The sequence below is a fragment of the Nocardia sp. NPDC051463 genome (genome assembly GCF_040681975.1).
Classification (GTDB): domain Bacteria; phylum Actinomycetota; class Actinomycetes; order Mycobacteriales; family Mycobacteriaceae; genus Nocardia.
Window position 1 is genome coordinate 607,211 of sequence record NZ_JBFBAB010000001.1, and the last position, 18,182, is coordinate 625,392.

Genomic DNA, 18,182 nt, shown 5'->3' on the forward strand with positions numbered 1-18,182 from the left:
AGTAGTCCAACATGGGTCTCGAAGAAAAACTGCCCAGCGGCTTTCTGCTGAGCACGGTCGAGGATTTCGCCGGCTATCTGCGCAAAGGTTCGCTCTGGCCCGCCACCTTCGGTCTCGCCTGCTGCGCGATCGAGATGATGGCCACCGGTGCTGGCCGTTTCGACATCGCCCGCTTCGGCATGGAAGCCTTCCGCGCCTCCCCACGACAGGCCGACCTGATGATCGTCGCGGGCCGGGTCAGTCAGAAGATGGCGCCGGTGTTGCGTCAGGTCTACGACCAGATGACCGAGCCGAAATGGGTCCTCGCGATGGGCGTCTGCGCATCCTCCGGCGGCATGTTCAACAACTACGCCATCGTGCAGGGCGTCGACCATGTCGTGCCCGTCGACATCTACCTGCCCGGCTGCCCGCCGCGGCCGGAGATGCTGCTCAACGCGATTCTGACACTGCACGCAAAGATTCAGGAGATGCCGCTGGGCGTCAATCGCGACGAGGCGATCCGCGCCGCCGAGCAGGCCGCACTGGCATCGACACCGACCATCCGGATGGAGGGTCTGCTGCGATGACCTTCGACTCCCCGGACAACATCGGAACCCCTCCGTCGGAAGAACTCGCGCAGGCCGTGACCGCCGGGCCGGAAGGCACTGTCCCCGAACAAGAGTCGGCCTCGGCGCGCGCCGAGGTGATCGGCGTGCGCCGTGGCATGTTCGGCGTCAGCGGCACCGGCGATACCTCCGGCTACGGCAAGCTGGTCCGGCCGGTGACGCTGCCCGGCAGCACCCCGGCACCCTATGGCGGCTACTTCGACGAGGTCGTCGACGCGTTGCGCACCGCGCTCCCCACCGCGGGTGTCGGTTTCGAGACCGCGATCGAGAAGATCGTCGTGTTCCGCGGCGAGCTGACCGTGCACGTGCGCCGCGAACACCTGCCGACCGTCGCGCTCACACTGCGCAACAACGCCGCACTGCGCTTCGAACTCTGCCTAGGAGTCAGCGGCGTGCACTACCCCGACGACGAGGGCCGCGAACTGCACGCGGTCTACCCGCTCATGTCGATCACACACAACCGCAGGCTGCGCATCGAGGTGTCGGTACCGGACGCCGATCCGCACATCCCGTCGCTGTACAGCGTGTACCCGACCACCGACTGGCACGAGCGGGAAACCTACGACTTCTTCGGCATCCTCTTCGACGGTCACCCCTCGCTGACCCGCATCACCATGCCAGACGACTGGCGCGGCCACCCCCAGCGCAAGGACTACCCGCTCGGCGGGATCCCGGTCGAGTACAAGGGCGCGCGTATCCCGCCGCCCGACGAGCGGAGGACGTACAGCTAATGAATGAAACAGACATTCGGCCCGACGTCGCAGATGACGCCGGGCATGAGTCGGCTGCGGGGGCGGACCCCGCCGTGGTCACGGTCGCGGGACAGGACTGGGACCAGGTCGCCGAAGCACTCGACGGCGCGGGCGAAGAGCGGATCGTCGTCAACATGGGTCCGCAGCACCCGTCCACGCACGGTGTACTGCGCCTCATCCTCGAGATCGAGGGCGAGACGGTCACCGAGGCACGCTGCGGAATCGGCTACCTGCACACCGGAATCGAGAAGAATCTCGAATTCCGGAACTGGACCCAAGGCGTCACCTTCGTCACCAGGATGGATTACCTGTCGCCGTTCTTCAACGAGACGGCCTACTGCCTCGGTGTGGAGAAGCTGCTCGACATCACCGAGCAGATCCCCGAGCGGGCCACCGTCATCCGGGTCATGCTCATGGAACTCAACCGCATCTCCTCGCACCTGGTCGCACTGGCCACCGGCGGTATGGAATTGGGCGCGCTGACCCCGATGCTGTTCGGTTTCCGGGAACGCGAACTGATCCTGGACGTCTTCGAGACCATCACGGGCCTGCGCATGAACCATGCCTACGTTCGACCGGGCGGTCTCATCCAGGACCTACCGGACAACGGTGTCGCGAAGGTCCGTGAGCTGCTCGAGCTGATGCCGAAGCGGCTGCGGGACATGGAGAAACTGCTCACCGCCAACCCGATCTGGAAGGCACGCACCCAGAACATCGGCTACCTGGATCTCACCGGCTGCATGGCGCTCGGCATCACCGGCCCGGTGCTGCGCTCGACCGGCTTGCCGCACGATCTGCGCAAGTCGCAGCCCTACTGCGGCTACGAGACCTACGAATTCGACATTCCGACCACCACCGGCTGCGACTGCTACGGCCGCTATGTGATCCGGGTGGAGGAGATGAAGGAATCGCTCAAGATCGTCGAACAGTGCCTCGACCGGCTGCGTCCCGGTCCGGTGATGGTGGACGACAAGAAGATCGCCTGGCCCGCCGACCTCTCGATCGGCCAGGACGGACTCGGCAACTCCCCCAAGCACATCGGCAAGATCATGGGCACGTCCATGGAGGGACTCATCCACCACTTCAAACTCGTCACCGAGGGCATCCGGGTTCCGGCGGGACAGGTGTACACGGCCGTCGAGTCGCCGCGCGGTGAACTGGGCGTGCACATGGTCAGTGATGGCGGCACCCGGCCCTTCCGGGTGCACTATCGCGACCCCTCGTTCACCAATCTGCAAGCGGTGGCGGCAATGTGTGAGGGCGGCATGCTCGCCGACGTCATCGCGGCTGTCGCCAGTATCGATCCCGTCATGGGCGGAGTGGACCGATGACAGAGATTCTGCTGAAGCTGACTACGCGACCGGAGCCGTATCCGGCCTACGTGCGTGAGCGTCTCGAGGTCGATGCCAAGGAAATCATCGGCCGATACCCGCACCCACGGTCTGCGCTGCTGCCCTTGCTGCACCTGGTGCAGGCCGAGGAGGGCTACGTCACCGGCACGGGCATCGAATTCTGCGCCGACCAGCTCGGACTGACCGGCGCCGAGGTGACCGCGGTGGCCACCTTCTACTCGATGTATCGGCGCACACCCACCGGTGACTACCACGTCGGGGTTTGTACCAACACGCTGTGCGCCGTGATGGGTGGTGACGCCATTCTCGCAACACTGCAGCGGCATCTCGGCATCCAGCACGGCGAGACCACGCAGGACGGTGCGATCACGCTCGAGCACGTCGAGTGCAATGCGGCGTGCGATTTCGCGCCGGTCGTCATGGTCAATTGGGAGTTCTTCGACAACCAGACACCGGAATCAGCTCGAGCACTGGTGGATTCGCTCCGCACAGGCGAGCAGGTGACCCCGAGCCGCGGCGCGCCGCTGTGCACGTTCAAACAGACCGCACGCATCCTCGCCGGATTCCCCGACCAGCGACCCGGCGTGCTGGACGGCGCGGCGGGCGAGGCCACCCTGGCCGGTCTGCGGGTAGCTCGCGAACACAACATGAATCCGCCTGCGCCGCAGCCGAATATGGAGGGCGCCTGATATGACGTTGACTCCGGTTCTCACCCGATACTGGGACGACCCCCAATCCTGGACGATGGACACCTACCATCGCCACGACGGCTACCGGGCGCTGCGCAAAGCCGTGCGGATGGACCCCGATCAGGTCATCCAGACCGTCAAGGACGCGGGCCTGCGCGGCCGCGGCGGCGCCGGGTTCCCGACCGGCATGAAGTGGAGCTTCATTCCGCAGGGTCCAGGCCCCGACGGCACCAGCAAACCGCACTACCTGGTTGTCAATGCCGACGAGTCGGAACCCGGTACCTGCAAGGACATTCCGCTCATGCTGGCCACCCCGCACACGCTGATCGAGGGTGTGATCATCGCCGCCTACGCCATCCGCGCGGCGCACGCCTTCATCTATGTGCGCGGTGAAGTGGTGCCGGTGCTACGTCGTCTGCAGGCCGCGGTGGCCCAAGCCTACGAAGCAGGGTATCTCGGCCGCAATATTCTCGGCACCGGCTACGACCTCGAGCTGATCGTGCACGCCGGTGCGGGCGCCTACATCTGCGGCGAGGAAACCGCGCTGCTGGATTCGCTGGAAGGCCGCCGCGGCCAGCCCCGCTTGCGACCGCCGTTCCCCGCCGTCGCCGGGCTCTACGCCTGCCCGACCGTAGTGAACAACGTCGAATCCATTGCCAGTGTGCCGCCGATCATCCTCAACGGCACAGCCTGGTTCCGGTCCATGGGTACCGAGAAGTCACCCGGCTTCACGCTGTACTCCCTGTCGGGCCACGTCGCCCGTCCCGGCCAGTACGAGGCGCCGCTCGGCATCACGCTGCGGGAGCTGCTCGATTACGCAGGCGGCGTGCGCGCCGGGCATCGGGTGAAGTTCTGGACTCCCGGCGGCTCGTCGACACCGTTGTTCACCGATGAGCACCTCGATGTGCCACTGGACTACGAGGGTGTGGCGGGTGCCGGATCCATGCTGGGCACCAAGGCGTTGCAGATCTTCGACGACACCACCTGCGTGGTGCGTGCCGTGCTGCGCTGGACAGAGTTCTACGCCCACGAATCCTGCGGCAAGTGCACACCCTGCCGCGAGGGTACCTATTGGCTCGTCCAGTTACTCGAGCGCATCGAGGCGGGCCACGGCACCGAATCCGATCTGGACAAGCTGCTCGATATCAGCGACACCATCAACGGCAAGTCGTTCTGCGCCCTCGGTGACGGCGCGGCCAGCCCGATCATCTCCTCCCTGAAGTTCTTCCGCGAGGAGTTCATCGACCATCTGCGCCTCGACGGCTGTCCGTTTGATCCCGCGCGCACGACTGCTTGGGCGGAAGGAGTCCGATGAGTACAGCATCGCGTAGCGATTCGATGGGGGGTGGCGGCCGGGTGACGGGTGGGCCCGCCACTGTGAACACCGATACCAGCGGGCTCGTACCCGCCGATCTGGTGACCGTGACCATCGACGACACCACCGTCAGTGTGCCTGCGGGCACGTTGGTGATCCGGGCCGCCGAACTGATCGGCATCCAGATCCCCCGCTTCTGTGACCACCCGCTGCTCGACCCGGTCGGCGCCTGTAGGCAGTGCATCGTCGAGGTGGAGGGCCAGCGCAAGCCGGTCGCCTCCTGCACCATGGCCGTCACCGACGGCATGGTGGTACGCACCCAGCTCACCTCCGCTGTCGCCGACAAAGCGCAAGAGGGTGTGATGGAGCTGCTGCTCATCAACCATCCGCTCGACTGCCCGGTCTGCGACAAAGGCGGCGAATGCCCGCTGCAGAACCAAGCGATGTCCAGCGGTCGGCCCGAAACCCGGTTCGACGGCGTGAAACGCACCTATCCCAAGCCGATTCCGCTGTCCACGGCGGTGCTGCTGGACCGGGAACGCTGTGTGCTCTGCGCCCGCTGCACGCGCTTCTCCCAGCAGGTCGCCGGTGACCCGTTCATCGAGCTCATGGATCGTGGTGCGCTGCAACAGGTCGGCATCGCGCAGGCCGAGCCGCTCGATTCGTACTTCTCCGGCAACACCGTGCAGATCTGCCCGGTCGGCGCGCTCACCGGCACCAGCTACCGGTTCCGCGCGCGCCCGTTCGACCTGGTGTCGAGTCCGAGCGTCTGCGAGCATTGCGCGTCGGGCTGCGCACAGCGCACCGACCATCGGCGCGGCAAGGTGCTTCGCCGGCTGGCGGGCGACGATCCGCAGGTCAACGAGGAATGGAACTGTGACAAGGGCCGCTGGGCTTTCGCGTATGCCACCGAACGCGACCGGCTGACCACACCCATGGTGCGCGGCTGGGACGGCACGCTCGCACCTGCCTCATGGTCCGAGGCGCTTGCCGCCGCCGCGGAGGGTTTGGCCGCCGCGCACGGTAATGCAGGCGTACTGGTCGGCGGCCGGGTCACCGAAGAAGACGCCTACGCCTACGCCAAATTCGCGCGAGTGGCCCTCGGCACCAACGACATCGACTTCCGCAGCCGGGTGCATTCGGTCGAAGAGGCCGATTTCCTTGCCGCCTGCGTCGCGGGGCAGGGTGTCACCGTCGACTACGACACCCTGGAAAAGGCGCCGATCGTCCTGCTCGCCGGTTTCGAGCCGGAGGAGGAATCGCCGATCGTCTATCTGCGGCTGCGCAAAGCCGCACGCAAGCATGGACTGCCGGTCTACTCGTTGGCCGCCTACGCCTCGCGTGGCCTCGACCGCATGTCCGGCACTCTGCTGCAGGTGATACCCGGCGCGGAGCCGTACCTGCTCGACACGCTGCGCACCAGTGAAATCGCCACCGCGGAAACCTATTCCGCACAGCTGACCGAGGCGTCGCGACTGCTGCGCCAACCGGGCGCGGTGATCATGGTCGGCGAGCGGCTCGCCGGAATCCCCGGCGCGCTCTCAGCGGCGGTCCGGCTCGCCGACGAGACCGGCGCTGCCTTGGCCTGGGTGCCACGGCGGGCGGGCGAACGCGGTGCGGTGGAGGCAGGCGCGCTGCCCGGCCTGCTCCCGGGCGGCAGGCCCATCGTGGATCCGCGTGCCCGCCAACAGGTTCGGTCCATCTGGAACGTGCCCGACCTGCCGGTGACCGTCGGCCGCGACACCGCCGCCATCCTGGAGGCCGCCGCTACACTCGGCGCTCTCGTCATCGGCGGCGTCGATCTCGCCGATCTACCGGACCCGCAGGCCGCGCTCGCCGCCGTCGACGCCGCTCGCTTCGTGGTCAGCCTGGAACTGCGCCACAGTGCCATCAGCGACCGCGCCGATGTGGTGTTCCCCGTGGCCTCGGCGATGGAGAAATCCGGCACCTTCCGCACCTGGGAGGGTCGGGCGCGGCGGTTCGACGCCGCGCTGCACGACTCCACTGTGCGGCGAACCGCGGCCCCCCTCTCGGATCAACGCGTCATCCAGGCAATCGCGGATGAGATGCAAGTGCCGCTCGGATTGCCCGATGCCGACGCGGCCCGCGCCGAACTCGCCGAACTCGGCACCTGGGACGGCCCGCCCGTCGCACCGCCCGCGCAGCGCGCGCACCCGGTGCCCCGGCCCGAACAGGGCACCGCAGTCCTCGCAGGCTGGCGAATGTTGTTGGACCAGGGCCGGATGCAGGACGGGGAGCCGAACCTGGCAGGTATCGCACGCCCGCCGGTGGTACGGCTCTCGCGGGCAACAGCCGCCGAAATCGGTGCCGCCGACAACGATCCGATCAGCGTCGCCACCGAGCGCGGCACCATCACACTGCCACTGATGATCACCGACCTGCCCGACCGGGTGGTCTGGCTGCCGCTGAATTCGCCGGGGAGTTCGGTCTTCGAACAACTCGCCACCCAACCGGGCGGCGTGGTTCACCTGCGACGTGCGGACGAGAGGATGAAGGAACACCGTCATGAGTGATCTGGCTCTGCTCGTCGCGACGCCCGCGGGGCCCTCCGTGGTTACGCGCGCTGCTGCCTACGGGCCCGACGCGTTCGCCCTCTTCGGTCACGACCCCCTGTGGCTTGTGCTCGCAAAGTCCCTCGCTATCTTCGGCTTCCTGCTGCTCACCCCTTTGATGGCGGTGTATCTGGAACGAAAGATCGTGGCCTGGATGCAGATGCGGGTCGGCCCGAACCGGGTCGGCCCCAAGGGCACATTGCAGGCCATCGCCGACGGCGTGAAGATGGCGCTCAAGGAAGACATCATCCCGACGATCGTGGACAAGCCGATCTTCATCATGGCGCCGATCATCTCGGTGATCCCCGCCGTGATGGCGTTCGCGGTGATCCCGTTCGGGCCGGAGGTGTCGATCCTGGGACATCGCACCGCGCTGCAGTTGACCGATATGCCGGTCGCCGTGCTCTACATCCTCGCGATCACCTCGATCGGCGTCTACGGCATCGTGCTCGCCGGGTGGTCGTCCGGCTCCACCTACCCGCTGCTCGGCGGCCTGCGCTCGACCGCGCAGGTGATCTCCTATGAGATCGCGATGGCACTGTGCTTCGCGACGGTGTTCCTGCTCGGCGGCACCATGGCCACCTCGGGCATCGTCAAGGCACAGGAGGGCACCTGGTATGTCTTCCTGCTGCTCCCGTCGTTCCTGATCTACTGCGTCTCGATGGTCGGCGAGACCAACCGGGCGCCGTTCGACCTGCCCGAGGCCGAGGGTGAGCTCGTCGGTGGCTTCCACACCGAGTACTCCTCGCTCAAGTTCGCGATGTTCATGCTCGCCGAATACATCAATATGGCAACGGTTTCCGCCCTGGCGACCACGTTGTTCCTCGGCGGCTGGCGCGCACCGTGGCCGCTGAACATGTGGGACGGTGCCAACTCCGGCTGGTGGCCGGTGCTCTGGTTCACCCTCAAGGTGTGGACGTTCTTGTTCGTGTTCATCTGGCTGCGCGGCACCCTGCCGCGGCTGCGTTACGACCAGTTCATGAACCTCGGCTGGAAGCTGCTGATTCCGGCATCGCTGCTGTGGGTGATGCTGGTGGCCACCGCTCGAGTGTTGGAGGCCGAGGGCTATCACGTCCAGACGCCAGCATTGGTCATCGGCGGGTTGATCATCTCCGCGCTGATGGTCGGCATGTTCCTGCGGGCCGGACGCGCGGACGGCATTCCGCCGCCGCCGGCGGAACCGGGTCCAGAGGTATCCGGCACGAGCGGGTCCACAGTGTTCCTCGGTTTCCCGACGCCGCCGATGCCCGACACCGCGTTGGCGCATCCCATGCCGAAACCCGGTCTGTTCGCTCCGCTTGCCGGATTCATCGTCACCGCATCGACCATGTTCAAGAAGGCCAATACCGAGTTCTACCCGGAGCAGAAGGTACCGACCGCACCGCGCTATCACGGCCGCCACCAGCTCAACCGGCATCCGGACGGACTCGAGAAGTGCATCGGCTGTGAACTGTGCGCCTGGGCCTGTCCCGCCGACGCCATCTACGTCGAGGGCGCTGACAACACCGAGGAGCAGCGCTTCTCGCCGGGTGAGCGCTATGGCCAGGTCTATCAGATCAACTACCTGCGCTGCATCGGCTGCGGTCTGTGCATCGAAGCGTGCCCGACGCGGGCGCTGACGATGACCAACGAATACGAGATGACCGACGACAATCGCGCCGATCTGATCTACGAGAAGGACCAACTGCTCGCCCCGCTGCAGCCGGGCATGACCGCACCACCTCATGCCATGTATCCCGGGACCGACGAAGGCGACTACTACCGGGGCAACGTGCCCGGCGGCGGCGCCGAGACGGAACCCACTCCCCCGAGGCTGCCTGCCACCGCGGGCGCGGAAGGAGGCGCGCTGTGAACACATTGATCCTGGCCGCCGAGCCGCTGATCCGAGCCTCCACCGGTGAGGCCGTCAGCTTCTGGATCCTGGCCCCGCTGGCTGTGATCGGCGCGCTCGGCATGGTATTCGCACCCAAGGCAGTGCATTCGGCGCTGTGCCTCGCCTCGACGATGATCGCGCTCGCGGTCATGTACATAGCTCAGGACGCCCTGTTCCTCGGCGTGGTGCAGATCGTCGTCTACACCGGCGCGGTGATGATGCTTTTCCTCTTCGTGCTCATGCTGGTCGGCGTCGACTCGGCCGAGTCGCTGCGGGAAACCATTCGCGGGCAACGGCTTTCCGCCGCCGCGGTCGGGCTGGGTTTCGGCCTGCTGCTGATCAGCGGCATCGCCAGTGGCATCCGCAACTCCGGAATCACCTACCCGGCCACCGGATTCGCAGGCCGTGACGTCATCGGCGAGCTCGCCGAGCTGATCTTCATCCGCTACGTGTGGGCCTTCGAGCTCACCGGTGCACTGCTCATCGCCGCCACCATCGGCGCCATGGTACTCGCGCACCGCGAGCAGTTCGGCCAGCGGCTCGGCCAGCGCGAAATGTCGCAGCGCCGGTTCCGCAGTGCGGGGGACCCGCTGTATCCCACACGTCGCGCCACCCCGCTGCCCACCCCCGGCGTCTATGCCAGGCACAACGCGGTCGACATCCCGGCGAGACTGCCGGACGGGTCCTTCGAGGAATTGTCGGTCAGCACCATCCTGCGGCACCGTCGCACCAGGGCGCTCACCGAAGCGGCCGTCATCTCGGTCGGCTCGACGAGCACACCCGCCGAGACCGACAACCACGCGCCCGCCGACGATTCCCCACAGAGCTGACCAGGAAGGCATACGGTGAACCCCCAGAACTACCTGTTCCTGTCCGCGCTGTTGTTCACGATCGGCGCCGCGGGAGTCCTCCTGCGGCGCAACGCCATCGTCGTGTTCATGTGCATCGAGTTGATGCTCAACGCAGTGAATCTCGCCTTCGTCACCTTCGCCAGGCTGCATGCCAATCTGGATGGCCAGGTGTTCGCGTTCTTCACCATGGTGGTCGCCGCGGCCGAGGTCGTCGTCGGCCTTGCCATCATCATGACCATCTTCCGCGCCCGCCGCTCGACCTCGGTCGACGACGCCAACCTGCTGAAGTTCTGACATGGACGCGACAACAACTCTCGGACTGCTGCCCGCGCTGCCGCTGGCAGGCGCCGTCATCCTGCTGCTCGGCGGGAAGTACACCAACAGGTGGGGTCATCTACTGGGCACCGTCGCGGCGCTCGCGTCGTTCGTGGTCGCCGGGATGGCATTCTTCAGCATGCGCGACCGCGACAATGCGGACCGAGCCATTCACCAAGACCTGTTCAGCTGGGTACCGGCGCCGGGACTCGAGGTCGACTTCGGCCTCCAATTGGACCAGCTGTCCATCTGTTTCGCCCTGCTGATCACCGGAGTCGGATCGCTGATCCACATCTACTCCATCGGCTATATGAGCCACGATCCGGCGCGACGACGGTTCTTCGCCTACCTCAACCTGTTTCTCGCAGCGATGCTGCTACTGGTGCTGGCCAACAACTACCTCGTGCTCTATCTCGGCTGGGAAGGCGTCGGCCTCGCGTCCTACCTGCTGATCGGGTTCTGGCACGAAAAGCCTTCCGCCGCAACAGCGGCCAAGAAAGCTTTCGTGGTCAACCGTGTCGGTGACATGGGCCTGGCGATCGCCATGTTCACCATGTTCACCACCTTCGGGTCGATCAACTTCGCCGACGTGTTCGGCGCAGCGCCCGCCGCGGGCGAGGGAAAGCTCACGGCGATCGGATTGCTGCTGCTGCTCGCGGCGTGTGGCAAGTCCGCGCAGGTGCCGCTGCAGTCCTGGCTCGGTGACGCGATGGAGGGCCCGACCCCGGTGTCGGCGCTCATCCACGCCGCAACGATGGTCACCGCCGGCGTGTATCTGATCACTCGGTCCGGCCCGATCTTCGACCTGGCGCCCAATGCCCGGCTCGGGGTGGTGCTCGTCGGCGCGGTGACGTTGTTGTTCGGTGCGATCGTCGGTTGTGCGAAGGACGACATCAAGAAGGCGCTCGCCGCTTCGACCATGAGCCAGATCGGCTATATGGTGCTGGCCGCCGGGCTCGGACCGGCCGGCTACGCGGTCGCCATCATGCATCTGCTCACCCACGGCTTCTTCAAGGCCGGACTGTTCCTCGGTGCGGGTTCGGTGATGCACGCGATGGACGAGGAGACCGACATGCGCCGCTACGGCGGACTGCGCACGCTACTGCCGGTCACCTACATCACCTTCGGACTCGGCTATCTCGCCATCATCGGAGTGCCGCCGTTCGCCGGGTTCTTCTCCAAGGACCGCATTATCGAGGCGGCGTTCAACCAGGGCGGCGCGAGCGGTGCGGCGCTGGGCACAGTGACGCTGCTCGGCGCCGGACTGACTGCGTTCTACATGACGCGGGTGATGCTGATGACCTTCTTCGGCGACCGCCGCTGGAAACCCGACACCCATCCGCACGAGTCACCCGCGGTGATGACGGGACCGATGATCCTGCTCGCCGTCGGATCGGTTGCCGCGGGCGGGTTGTTCGTCCTCGGATCGGCGCTGCAGAACTGGTTGGAACCCGTTGTCGGTGCACATCACGGTGAAGAGGCCGTTCCGGCCGCGATCATCACGGCATTCGCGCTGATCGTCGTCGCTGTGGGCGTCGCGTTCGCCTACTACCAGTACGCCCAGCGTGAGATCCCCGAGACCGCACCGGAATCGGTGAGCGCGTTGACCGTCGCGGCTCGCAAGGATCTGTACGGCGACGCGGTCAACGAAGGCGTGTTCATGCGTCCGGGCGCCTACCTGACCCGCGTCCTCGTCTTCCTCGACAACCGCGGCATCGACGGGATCGTCAACGGCACTGCCGCACTGATCGGCGGTCTCTCCGGCCGCATCCGGCGCGTGCAGTCCGGATTCGTACGTTCCTATGCCCTGTCCATGTTCACCGGCGCGGCCCTGGTGGCCGCCGCCCTGCTGGCGGTGAGGATCTGGTGACCGATTTTCCCTGGTTGACCTTGCTGTGGGCGTTGCCCGCGGTCGGTTCTGTTGCGGTGCTCGTGCTGCCCGCCGCTCAACGCACGCTGGCGCGCTGCCTTGCCCTCGGCATCTCGATCGCGGTGCTGGTGATCGGCATCGTGTTGGCGGCGCGCTTCGATCCTGGTGGGGCGCAATATCAGTTCGTCGAGGACCACGAGTGGATTCCGGCCTTCGGCGCCGGATATACCGTGGGCCTGGACGGGATCGCGCTGGTACTCGTACTGCTCACCGCGGCGCTGGTGCCGTTGCTGATCCTCGCGGGCTGGAACGACGAACGCGAGGTCGGCAGCGGCCGCCGCGTCGTGCACACCTACGTCGCGCTCAGCCTGATGGTCGAGGCGATGGTGTTGATCTCCTTCGTCTCACTCGACATCCTGCTGTTCTACGTGTTCTTCGAGGCCATGCTCATCCCGATGTACTTCCTCATCGGCGGCTTCGGACCGCGCAGTGCGGATGTGCCACTGCGCCAGCAGCGGTCGCGGGCGGCAGTGAAGTTCCTGCTCTACAACCTGTTCGGCGGGCTGATCATGCTGGCCGCGGTGATCGGGCTGTATGTGCTCACCGTGCGGGAAGGGCTCGGCGCGGGCTCGGCGGGCACCTTCGACTTCCGCACTGTGGTCACCGCGGCCAACGCCGGGCAACTCGGCGCCGGTCCCGCTGTGCTCAACGCGCTGTTCCTCGGGTTCATGTTCGCGTTCGCGGTGAAGGCCCCGCTGTGGCCGCTGCACACCTGGCTGCCCGATGCGGCGGTCGCGGCAACGCCGTCGAGTGCCGTGCTGATGATGGCGGTGGTCGACAAGGTGGGCACCTTCGGCATGCTGCGCTACTGCCTGATGCTGTTCCCGGAGGCCTCGGGGACGTATGCGCCACTGGTGATCACCCTCGCGGTCATCGGCATCATCTACGGCGCGCTCCTGGCTGTCGGCCAGACCGACGTGATGCGGCTGATCGCTTACACCTCGATCTCGCACTTCGGATTCATCATCCTCGGCATCTTCGCGATGACGAGTCAGGGACAGACCGGGGCGACGCTCTACATGGTCAACCACGGCATCTCGACCGCCGCGTTGTTCCTGATCGCCGGATTCCTGGTGTCGCGCAGGGGTACCAGGGTCATCGCCGAATTCGGCGGGGTGCAGAAGGTCGCGCCGGTGCTCGCCGGCACGTTCTTCATTGCCGGTCTCGCCACTCTGTCGCTGCCCGGTCTCGCCCCCTTCGTCAGCGAATTCCTGGTCCTGGCAGGCACGTTCAGCCGCTACCAGGTCGCCGCCGTCATCGCGACCGGCGCACTCGTGCTCGCCGCGCTGTATGTGCTGTGGCTCTACCAGCGCATGATGACCGGCCCGGTGAAGGAAGGCAACGAGCGCCTCTACGATCTGGTGCCCCGCGAACTCGCTGTGGTGGTACCACTGATCGCCGCGCTGCTGTTCCTCGGCGTCTACCCGAAACCGCTGCTGGACTTCATCAATCCGGCGGTCGGACAGACGCTGACCACCATCGGCCGCCACGACCCCGCACCGTCGGTGCCGTCGCTGCCCGAAGCGGGGGCGACCGGGCACACCGGAGGTGCGCACAAGTGAGCGCCGCCGAGCGTCAACCGGATCGCCTCAGTACCGGCCGTGGCGCGCACTTCGGTGCCGCCTGGCAGGTCGCCACCATGTTCTACGTATCAAGGACGGCATAAGTGACTTCCTACGAATACGGAACTGTGCTCGCCGCCACGGTCCCCGCACCGAGCATCGAGTACAGCAAGCTCTCGCCGATGCTCATCGTTTTCGGTGTCGCGGTGGTCGGGGTGCTGGTCGAAGCGTTCCTGCCGCGGCCGTATCGGTATGCGACGCAGGTGGTGCTCGGGCTCGCCGGTTTGCTGGCGGCGCTGGTCGCCGTCGTCCGTCTCTCGGGCACCCAGGCCACCGCGGTGGCCGGTGCGGTGTCGATCGACGGCGTCACACTGTTCCTGCAGGGCACGATCCTGGTGGTCTCGATCCTGGCGCTGCTGCTCATCGCCGAGCGTGACGCGCAACCACCGGCCGATGGACGTTCGGGTCCCGGCACCTGGAGTCTGGCGGCGGCCACCGTCGGACGCAGCTTGGACGCGTTCACGCCGCAAGCCTCCGCAGTGCCGGGGGGCGCGGGCGAGATGGCCGCCATCCGAGCGGGTGTCGCCACCACCGAGGTGTTCCCGCTGACCATGCTCGCGATCGGTGGACTGCTGCTGTTCCCGGCGTCGAACGATCTGCTCACCATGTTCGTCGCGCTCGAGGTGCTGTCGCTGCCGCTGTATCTGCTGTGCGGGCTCGCCCGTCGCAAGCGGCTGCTCTCCCAGGAAGCAGCGCTCAAATACTTTCTGCTCGGCGCGTTCTCCTCGGCGTTCTTCCTCTACGGTGTCGCGCTGCTCTATGGCCAGGCGGGCACTGTCCGGCTCGGTGGTATCGCGGACGCGATCGCGCAGCATCCGGACAACACCACCCTCGCCATGCTCGGTGTCGGCCTGCTCGCGGTCGGCCTGCTGTTCAAGATCGGCGCGGTGCCGTTCCAGTCCTGGGTGCCCGACGTATATCAGGGCGCGCCGACGCCGATCACCGGATTCATGGCCGCAGCAACAAAGATCGCCGCGGTCGGCGCGCTGCTGCGCCTGCTTCAGGTCGCGGTACCGGCCCTGCGCGACGACTGGCGACCGGTGCTCGCCGCCATCGCCATCGCCACCATGCTCATCGGTGCGGTCATGGCGATCACCCAGACCGACGTGAAGCGCATGCTCGCGTATTCCTCGGTCGCGCATGCCGGTTTCATCCTCACCGGCCTGATCCCCGGCACCCATGCCGGTGCTGCCGCCATCCTGTTCTACCTGCTGGCCTACGGCATCGGCACCGTCGGCGCCTTCGCCGTCGTCAGCCTGGTTCGGGACAGCTCCGGTGCGGAAGCGACCGCCATGTCCCAGTGGGCCGGCCTCGGCCGCCGTTCCCCTGCCCTGGCAACGGTGTTCGCTCTTTTCCTGCTCTCCTTCGCGGGCTTGCCGCTGTCCAGCGGCTTCGTCGGTAAGTTCGCCGTCTTCCAAGCGGCGGCCGCCGGCGGAGCCACGCCCCTCGTCCTCGTCGGTGTGATCTCCAGCGCGATCGCGGCTTTCTTCTATATCCGCGTCATCGTGCTGATGTTCTTCACCGACCCGCCCGAGGCCGCCCCCGCGGTGATCACCCCGTTCCTCACCACCACGGTCGTCACTTTCACCGCAGGAGCAACCATCCTGCTCGGCATCCTGCCCCAGTCGATGCTGGACATCGCCGAACGCGCAGCGACCTTCGTTCACTAGTCACGCACCGACCGGTACCGCCGCACCCGCAAGAAGTGCGGCGGTACTGTCGTGTTCGGGGCGGTTCGCACTCGGCACGTCAGTGCAGGTACGAAGCTCCATTGACGTTCAACACCGCGCCCGAGGTCCAGGTCGCTTCCGCCGAGGCGAGATACCGCACCGCCGAGGCGATTTCCTCCGGCTCGGCGACCCTGCCGAAGGGGCTCTGGGCTCGGACTTCGTCGGTGACGCGGTGCACGACGCGTTCGGTCGCCACGAATCCGGGCGCGATCGAGGCGACCGCGATGCCGTAGGGAGCGAGATAGACCGCCAGTGATTGACCGAGAGCGTGCACACCGGCCTTGCTCGCGCCGTATGCGGGGTGGTCGGGTTCGCCGCGGAACGCGCCCCGCGAGCCGATATTCACGATGCGGCCCGCGACACCACGGTCGATCATGTGTCGGGCCGCGCAGTAGGAGACGTTGGCGGTGCCGATTACGTTGACATCCACGGTCGCGCGCCAGGCCCGCTGCCAGTCGGCATAGTTCGTCTCCGCCAACGGATGCGGGATGTTCACCGCCGCATTGTTGACCAGAACATGCACGGTGCCCAGCCCCGCAACGGCCGCGGCGACGATCGCCTCGGCCTCCTCCGGTGACCCGACATCCCCGCCGACGAGCACATGTCCCGTTCCTGGCAGCCCACGCAAAGTCTCCTCGGCGTCGTCCTTGCCGGTCGCGTAGTGCACCGCCACCCGGTCGCCGATTTCGGCGAACGCGTGCGCGATAGCCCGTCCGATACCCCGCGACGCACCTGTCACCAGAACACCACGACTCATTCGTCCATCACCATCCCCCCAGCCTGCCATCACGACTCGGCGGCGACATAGCCGCGCTCGCCTGCCTCGGCAAAACCGCATGTGATCGGTAGCAGCCCAGCATATTTGCTGGGCCATACGCACCCGGAACGATCGCCCGCGCTGTTGCGGCGTCGAAGCAGACCTCACGGTCGTACTGCTAACGTGGGTCCGTCGTCGGATTTCGGACGACTGGAAGGGCTTGCTTGTTCGGTCGGTGATTGTCGAAATCATCTGTCCCGTAGGGACTGTGAGGTGACGATGGTGAGACTGTGGTCGGCCTCGCCAGAACTCCGGTCCTCGGCACTGACCTCTTTGCCGGGGTCACGATGGTCGGCAACCGCGAGGAAGGGCTGAACGAAGCGATGTGGCGGGAGTCTGTATGTCGATGATCGAAGCGCGCAGCATGCCGTCGAAGCCCCGGCGAACCTCTGACCTCTCTCGACGCACGGGACCGAGGCGCATGCCCGCTGCACCGACCTCGTCGAGTTTCTGATCCATCGTCTGGAGTCACGCCTATGACCAAGCCGCATACGCCGTTGTCGGCCGCGCCCAACGCAACCACGAACGGAACCTGCCCCGTCGCGCACGGCTCACCGATCCGGACCGATGGTCCCCGGGTCTCGCTGCATACTCCGGAATTCGCCGCCGACCCGCACCGCGCCTACCGGGAGATGCGCAAGCAGTTCGGTTCGATGGTGCCGATGGAGCTGGCCCCGGATGTGCCCGCCACCTTGGTGATCGGCTACAACACCGCACTGCGAATCCTCAACGACCCGGACCATTTTCCGGCCGACCCGCGGACCTGGCAGCAGCATGTGTCCGACGACTGCCCCGTCAAGCCGATGATGGAGTGGTATCCGAACGCACTGCGCAACAGCGGAACCGCTCATACGCGCTATCGGCAGGCCTATACCGCCAGCATCGACGGAATCGACCTACACGCCCTGCATTCCACGGTCGAAAAGGTCGCCGTTCCGCTGATCAATACTTTCTGTGAGGCAGGTTCGGCCGATCTGGTGTCCCAGTACGCGTTGCCGCTGGTCTTCGAGCTGCTCAACCAGTTGGTCGGCTGCTCGGCGGAGCTCGGACAGCGAGTCGCGACCGGAATGGCCGCACTCTTCGACACGGTCAACGCCGCCTGGGGCATGCAGACGCTCAGCGAGGCGCTGATGGATCTGATCCAGCTGCGCCGCGCCGAGCCCGGGGACGATGTCACCTCGCGCCTCGCGCACCACCCCGCCGCGCTCGACGACACCGAAATGCTCTCCCAGCTGATCAGCTTCTACGGTGCCGGTATCGAACCGCAGCAGAATCTGATCACCAACACCTTGCTGCTGATGCTCACCGACGACCGGTTCGGCGGCGATGTCCTCGGCGGGAGCCTCTCGACACGCGACGCGCTCGACGAGGTGCTCTTCAACGACCCGCCGATGGCGAACTTCTGCATGAGTTACCCGAAGCAGCCGATCCTCATCGAGAACACCTGGCTGCCCGCACATCAGCCCGTCCTCATCAGCCTCGCCGGCTGCAACAACGACCCCGAGATCCGCGGTGGCGACCGCACCGGCAATCGCTCGCATCTGGCGTGGAGCGCCGGGCCGCACGCGTGCCCGGCCAAGTCGGTGGCGTACATGGTTGTGCAGGATGCCATCGATCAGCTGCTCGACGCCCTTCCCGAGATGCAACTGGCTGTACCGCAGGACGAATTGGTCTGGCGGCCAGGTCCTTTCCACCGGGCGATGGCCGCATTGCCCGTTGTGTTCCCCAAGTCCCCTCCGTTGAACCTGGTGTAAGGAT

The 18,182-nt window shown here is 66.3% G+C and carries 14 protein-coding genes and 1 pseudogene; 14 read left to right on the forward strand and 1 reads right to left on the reverse strand.

Annotated elements, in window-relative coordinates; translation table 11 throughout:
* Positions 1–11: 11 nt before the first annotated feature.
* The 13 genes and pseudogenes from AB0M74_RS02690 to nuoN all read left to right on the forward strand — a co-directional run bounded on the left by AB0M74_RS02690 (position 12) and on the right by nuoN (position 15,547).
* Positions 12–566 carry an NADH-quinone oxidoreductase subunit B family protein gene (locus tag AB0M74_RS02690; protein WP_364900789.1) on the forward strand — a complete coding sequence of 185 codons (555 nt, stop codon included), beginning with the start codon at positions 12–14 and terminating at the stop codon, positions 564–566.
* Complete coding sequence (locus tag AB0M74_RS02695) at positions 563–1,336, forward strand: NADH-quinone oxidoreductase subunit C (RefSeq protein ID WP_364900792.1); 774 nt, start codon at positions 563–565, stop codon at positions 1,334–1,336. Before AB0M74_RS02690 ends, AB0M74_RS02695 begins: the two co-directional genes overlap by 4 nt.
* Positions 1,336–2,688 (forward strand): NADH dehydrogenase (quinone) subunit D, encoded by a 1,353-nt coding sequence (gene nuoD / locus AB0M74_RS02700; RefSeq protein WP_364900795.1) that lies wholly within the window; start codon positions 1,336–1,338, stop codon positions 2,686–2,688. Before AB0M74_RS02695 ends, nuoD begins: the two co-directional genes overlap by 1 nt.
* Entirely contained in the window at positions 2,685–3,398 is a 714-nt protein-coding gene (gene nuoE, locus AB0M74_RS02705; RefSeq protein ID WP_364900798.1) for an NADH-quinone oxidoreductase subunit NuoE, read from the forward strand. The genes nuoD and nuoE overlap by 4 nt, the downstream gene beginning before the upstream one ends.
* 1 nt (position 3,399) lies before the next feature.
* A complete protein-coding gene (gene nuoF / locus AB0M74_RS02710; RefSeq protein ID WP_364900801.1) occupies positions 3,400–4,713 on the forward strand; it encodes an NADH-quinone oxidoreductase subunit NuoF in 1,314 nt (437 codons plus the stop codon).
* A gap of 23 nt (positions 4,714–4,736) precedes the next feature.
* Positions 4,737–7,247: an NADH-quinone oxidoreductase subunit G gene (locus AB0M74_RS02715; RefSeq protein WP_364901923.1), complete on the forward strand. Its 2,511-nt coding sequence runs from the start codon at positions 4,737–4,739 to the stop codon at positions 7,245–7,247.
* Positions 7,240–8,547: pseudogene (nuoH, locus tag AB0M74_RS02720) on the forward strand (NADH-quinone oxidoreductase subunit NuoH); the annotation flags it as partial. The gene AB0M74_RS02715 and the pseudogene nuoH, both read left to right, overlap by 8 nt.
* A gap of 9 nt (positions 8,548–8,556) precedes the next feature.
* Entirely contained in the window at positions 8,557–9,138 is a 582-nt protein-coding gene (gene nuoI, locus AB0M74_RS02725; protein WP_364901925.1) for an NADH-quinone oxidoreductase subunit NuoI, read from the forward strand.
* Positions 9,135–9,989, forward strand: a complete 855-nt coding sequence (locus AB0M74_RS02730) for an NADH-quinone oxidoreductase subunit J (protein ID WP_364900804.1) — start codon at positions 9,135–9,137, stop codon at positions 9,987–9,989. Before nuoI ends, AB0M74_RS02730 begins: the two co-directional genes overlap by 4 nt.
* A 15-nt stretch (positions 9,990–10,004) precedes the next feature.
* Positions 10,005–10,304: an NADH-quinone oxidoreductase subunit NuoK gene (gene nuoK, locus AB0M74_RS02735; protein ID WP_107656630.1), complete on the forward strand. Its 300-nt coding sequence runs from the start codon at positions 10,005–10,007 to the stop codon at positions 10,302–10,304.
* A gap of 1 nt (position 10,305) precedes the next feature.
* Positions 10,306–12,195: an NADH-quinone oxidoreductase subunit L gene (gene nuoL, locus AB0M74_RS02740; protein WP_364900809.1), complete on the forward strand. Its 1,890-nt coding sequence runs from the start codon at positions 10,306–10,308 to the stop codon at positions 12,193–12,195.
* A complete protein-coding gene (locus AB0M74_RS02745; RefSeq protein ID WP_364900812.1) occupies positions 12,192–13,817 on the forward strand; it encodes an NADH-quinone oxidoreductase subunit M in 1,626 nt (541 codons plus the stop codon). The genes nuoL and AB0M74_RS02745 overlap by 4 nt, the downstream gene beginning before the upstream one ends.
* Positions 13,818–13,921: 104 nt before the next feature.
* Positions 13,922–15,547, forward strand: a complete 1,626-nt coding sequence (gene nuoN / locus AB0M74_RS02750) for an NADH-quinone oxidoreductase subunit NuoN (protein ID WP_364900815.1) — start codon at positions 13,922–13,924, stop codon at positions 15,545–15,547.
* Between the two features lie 79 nt (positions 15,548–15,626).
* Here nuoN and AB0M74_RS02755 read toward each other — a convergent pair whose 3' ends face one another.
* A complete protein-coding gene (locus tag AB0M74_RS02755) occupies positions 15,627–16,364 on the reverse strand; it encodes an SDR family oxidoreductase (protein WP_364900818.1) in 738 nt (245 codons plus the stop codon).
* A 536-nt stretch (positions 16,365–16,900) separates the two neighbouring features.
* Between AB0M74_RS02755 and AB0M74_RS02760 the strand changes: the two genes are divergently transcribed.
* The gene (locus AB0M74_RS02760) at positions 16,901–18,178 is read left to right on the forward strand and encodes a cytochrome P450 (RefSeq protein ID WP_364900821.1); all 1,278 of its coding nucleotides are present in this window, start codon (positions 16,901–16,903) and stop codon (positions 18,176–18,178) included.
* Positions 18,179–18,182 lie beyond the last annotated feature (4 nt).

Excerpts from the sequence above, each read along its gene's own strand:
- AB0M74_RS02690 (WP_364900789.1), top strand. The coding sequence starts at position 12 with ATGGGTCTCGAAGAAAAACTGCCCAGCGGCTTTCTGCTGAGCACGGTC.
- AB0M74_RS02695 (WP_364900792.1), top strand. The coding sequence starts at position 563 with ATGACCTTCGACTCCCCGGACAACATCGGAACCCCTCCGTCGGAAGAA.
- nuoD (WP_364900795.1), top strand. The coding sequence starts at position 1,336 with ATGAATGAAACAGACATTCGGCCCGACGTCGCAGATGACGCCGGGCAT.
- nuoE (WP_364900798.1), top strand. The coding sequence starts at position 2,685 with ATGACAGAGATTCTGCTGAAGCTGACTACGCGACCGGAGCCGTATCCG.
- nuoF (WP_364900801.1), top strand. The coding sequence starts at position 3,400 with ATGACGTTGACTCCGGTTCTCACCCGATACTGGGACGACCCCCAATCC.
- AB0M74_RS02715 (WP_364901923.1), top strand. The coding sequence starts at position 4,737 with ATGGGGGGTGGCGGCCGGGTGACGGGTGGGCCCGCCACTGTGAACACC.
- nuoI (WP_364901925.1), top strand. The coding sequence starts at position 8,557 with ATGCCGAAACCCGGTCTGTTCGCTCCGCTTGCCGGATTCATCGTCACC.
- nuoL (WP_364900809.1), top strand. The coding sequence starts at position 10,306 with ATGGACGCGACAACAACTCTCGGACTGCTGCCCGCGCTGCCGCTGGCA.
- AB0M74_RS02755 (WP_364900818.1), bottom strand. The coding sequence starts at position 16,364 with ATGAGTCGTGGTGTTCTGGTGACAGGTGCGTCGCGGGGTATCGGACGG.
- AB0M74_RS02760 (WP_364900821.1), top strand. The coding sequence starts at position 16,901 with ATGACCAAGCCGCATACGCCGTTGTCGGCCGCGCCCAACGCAACCACG.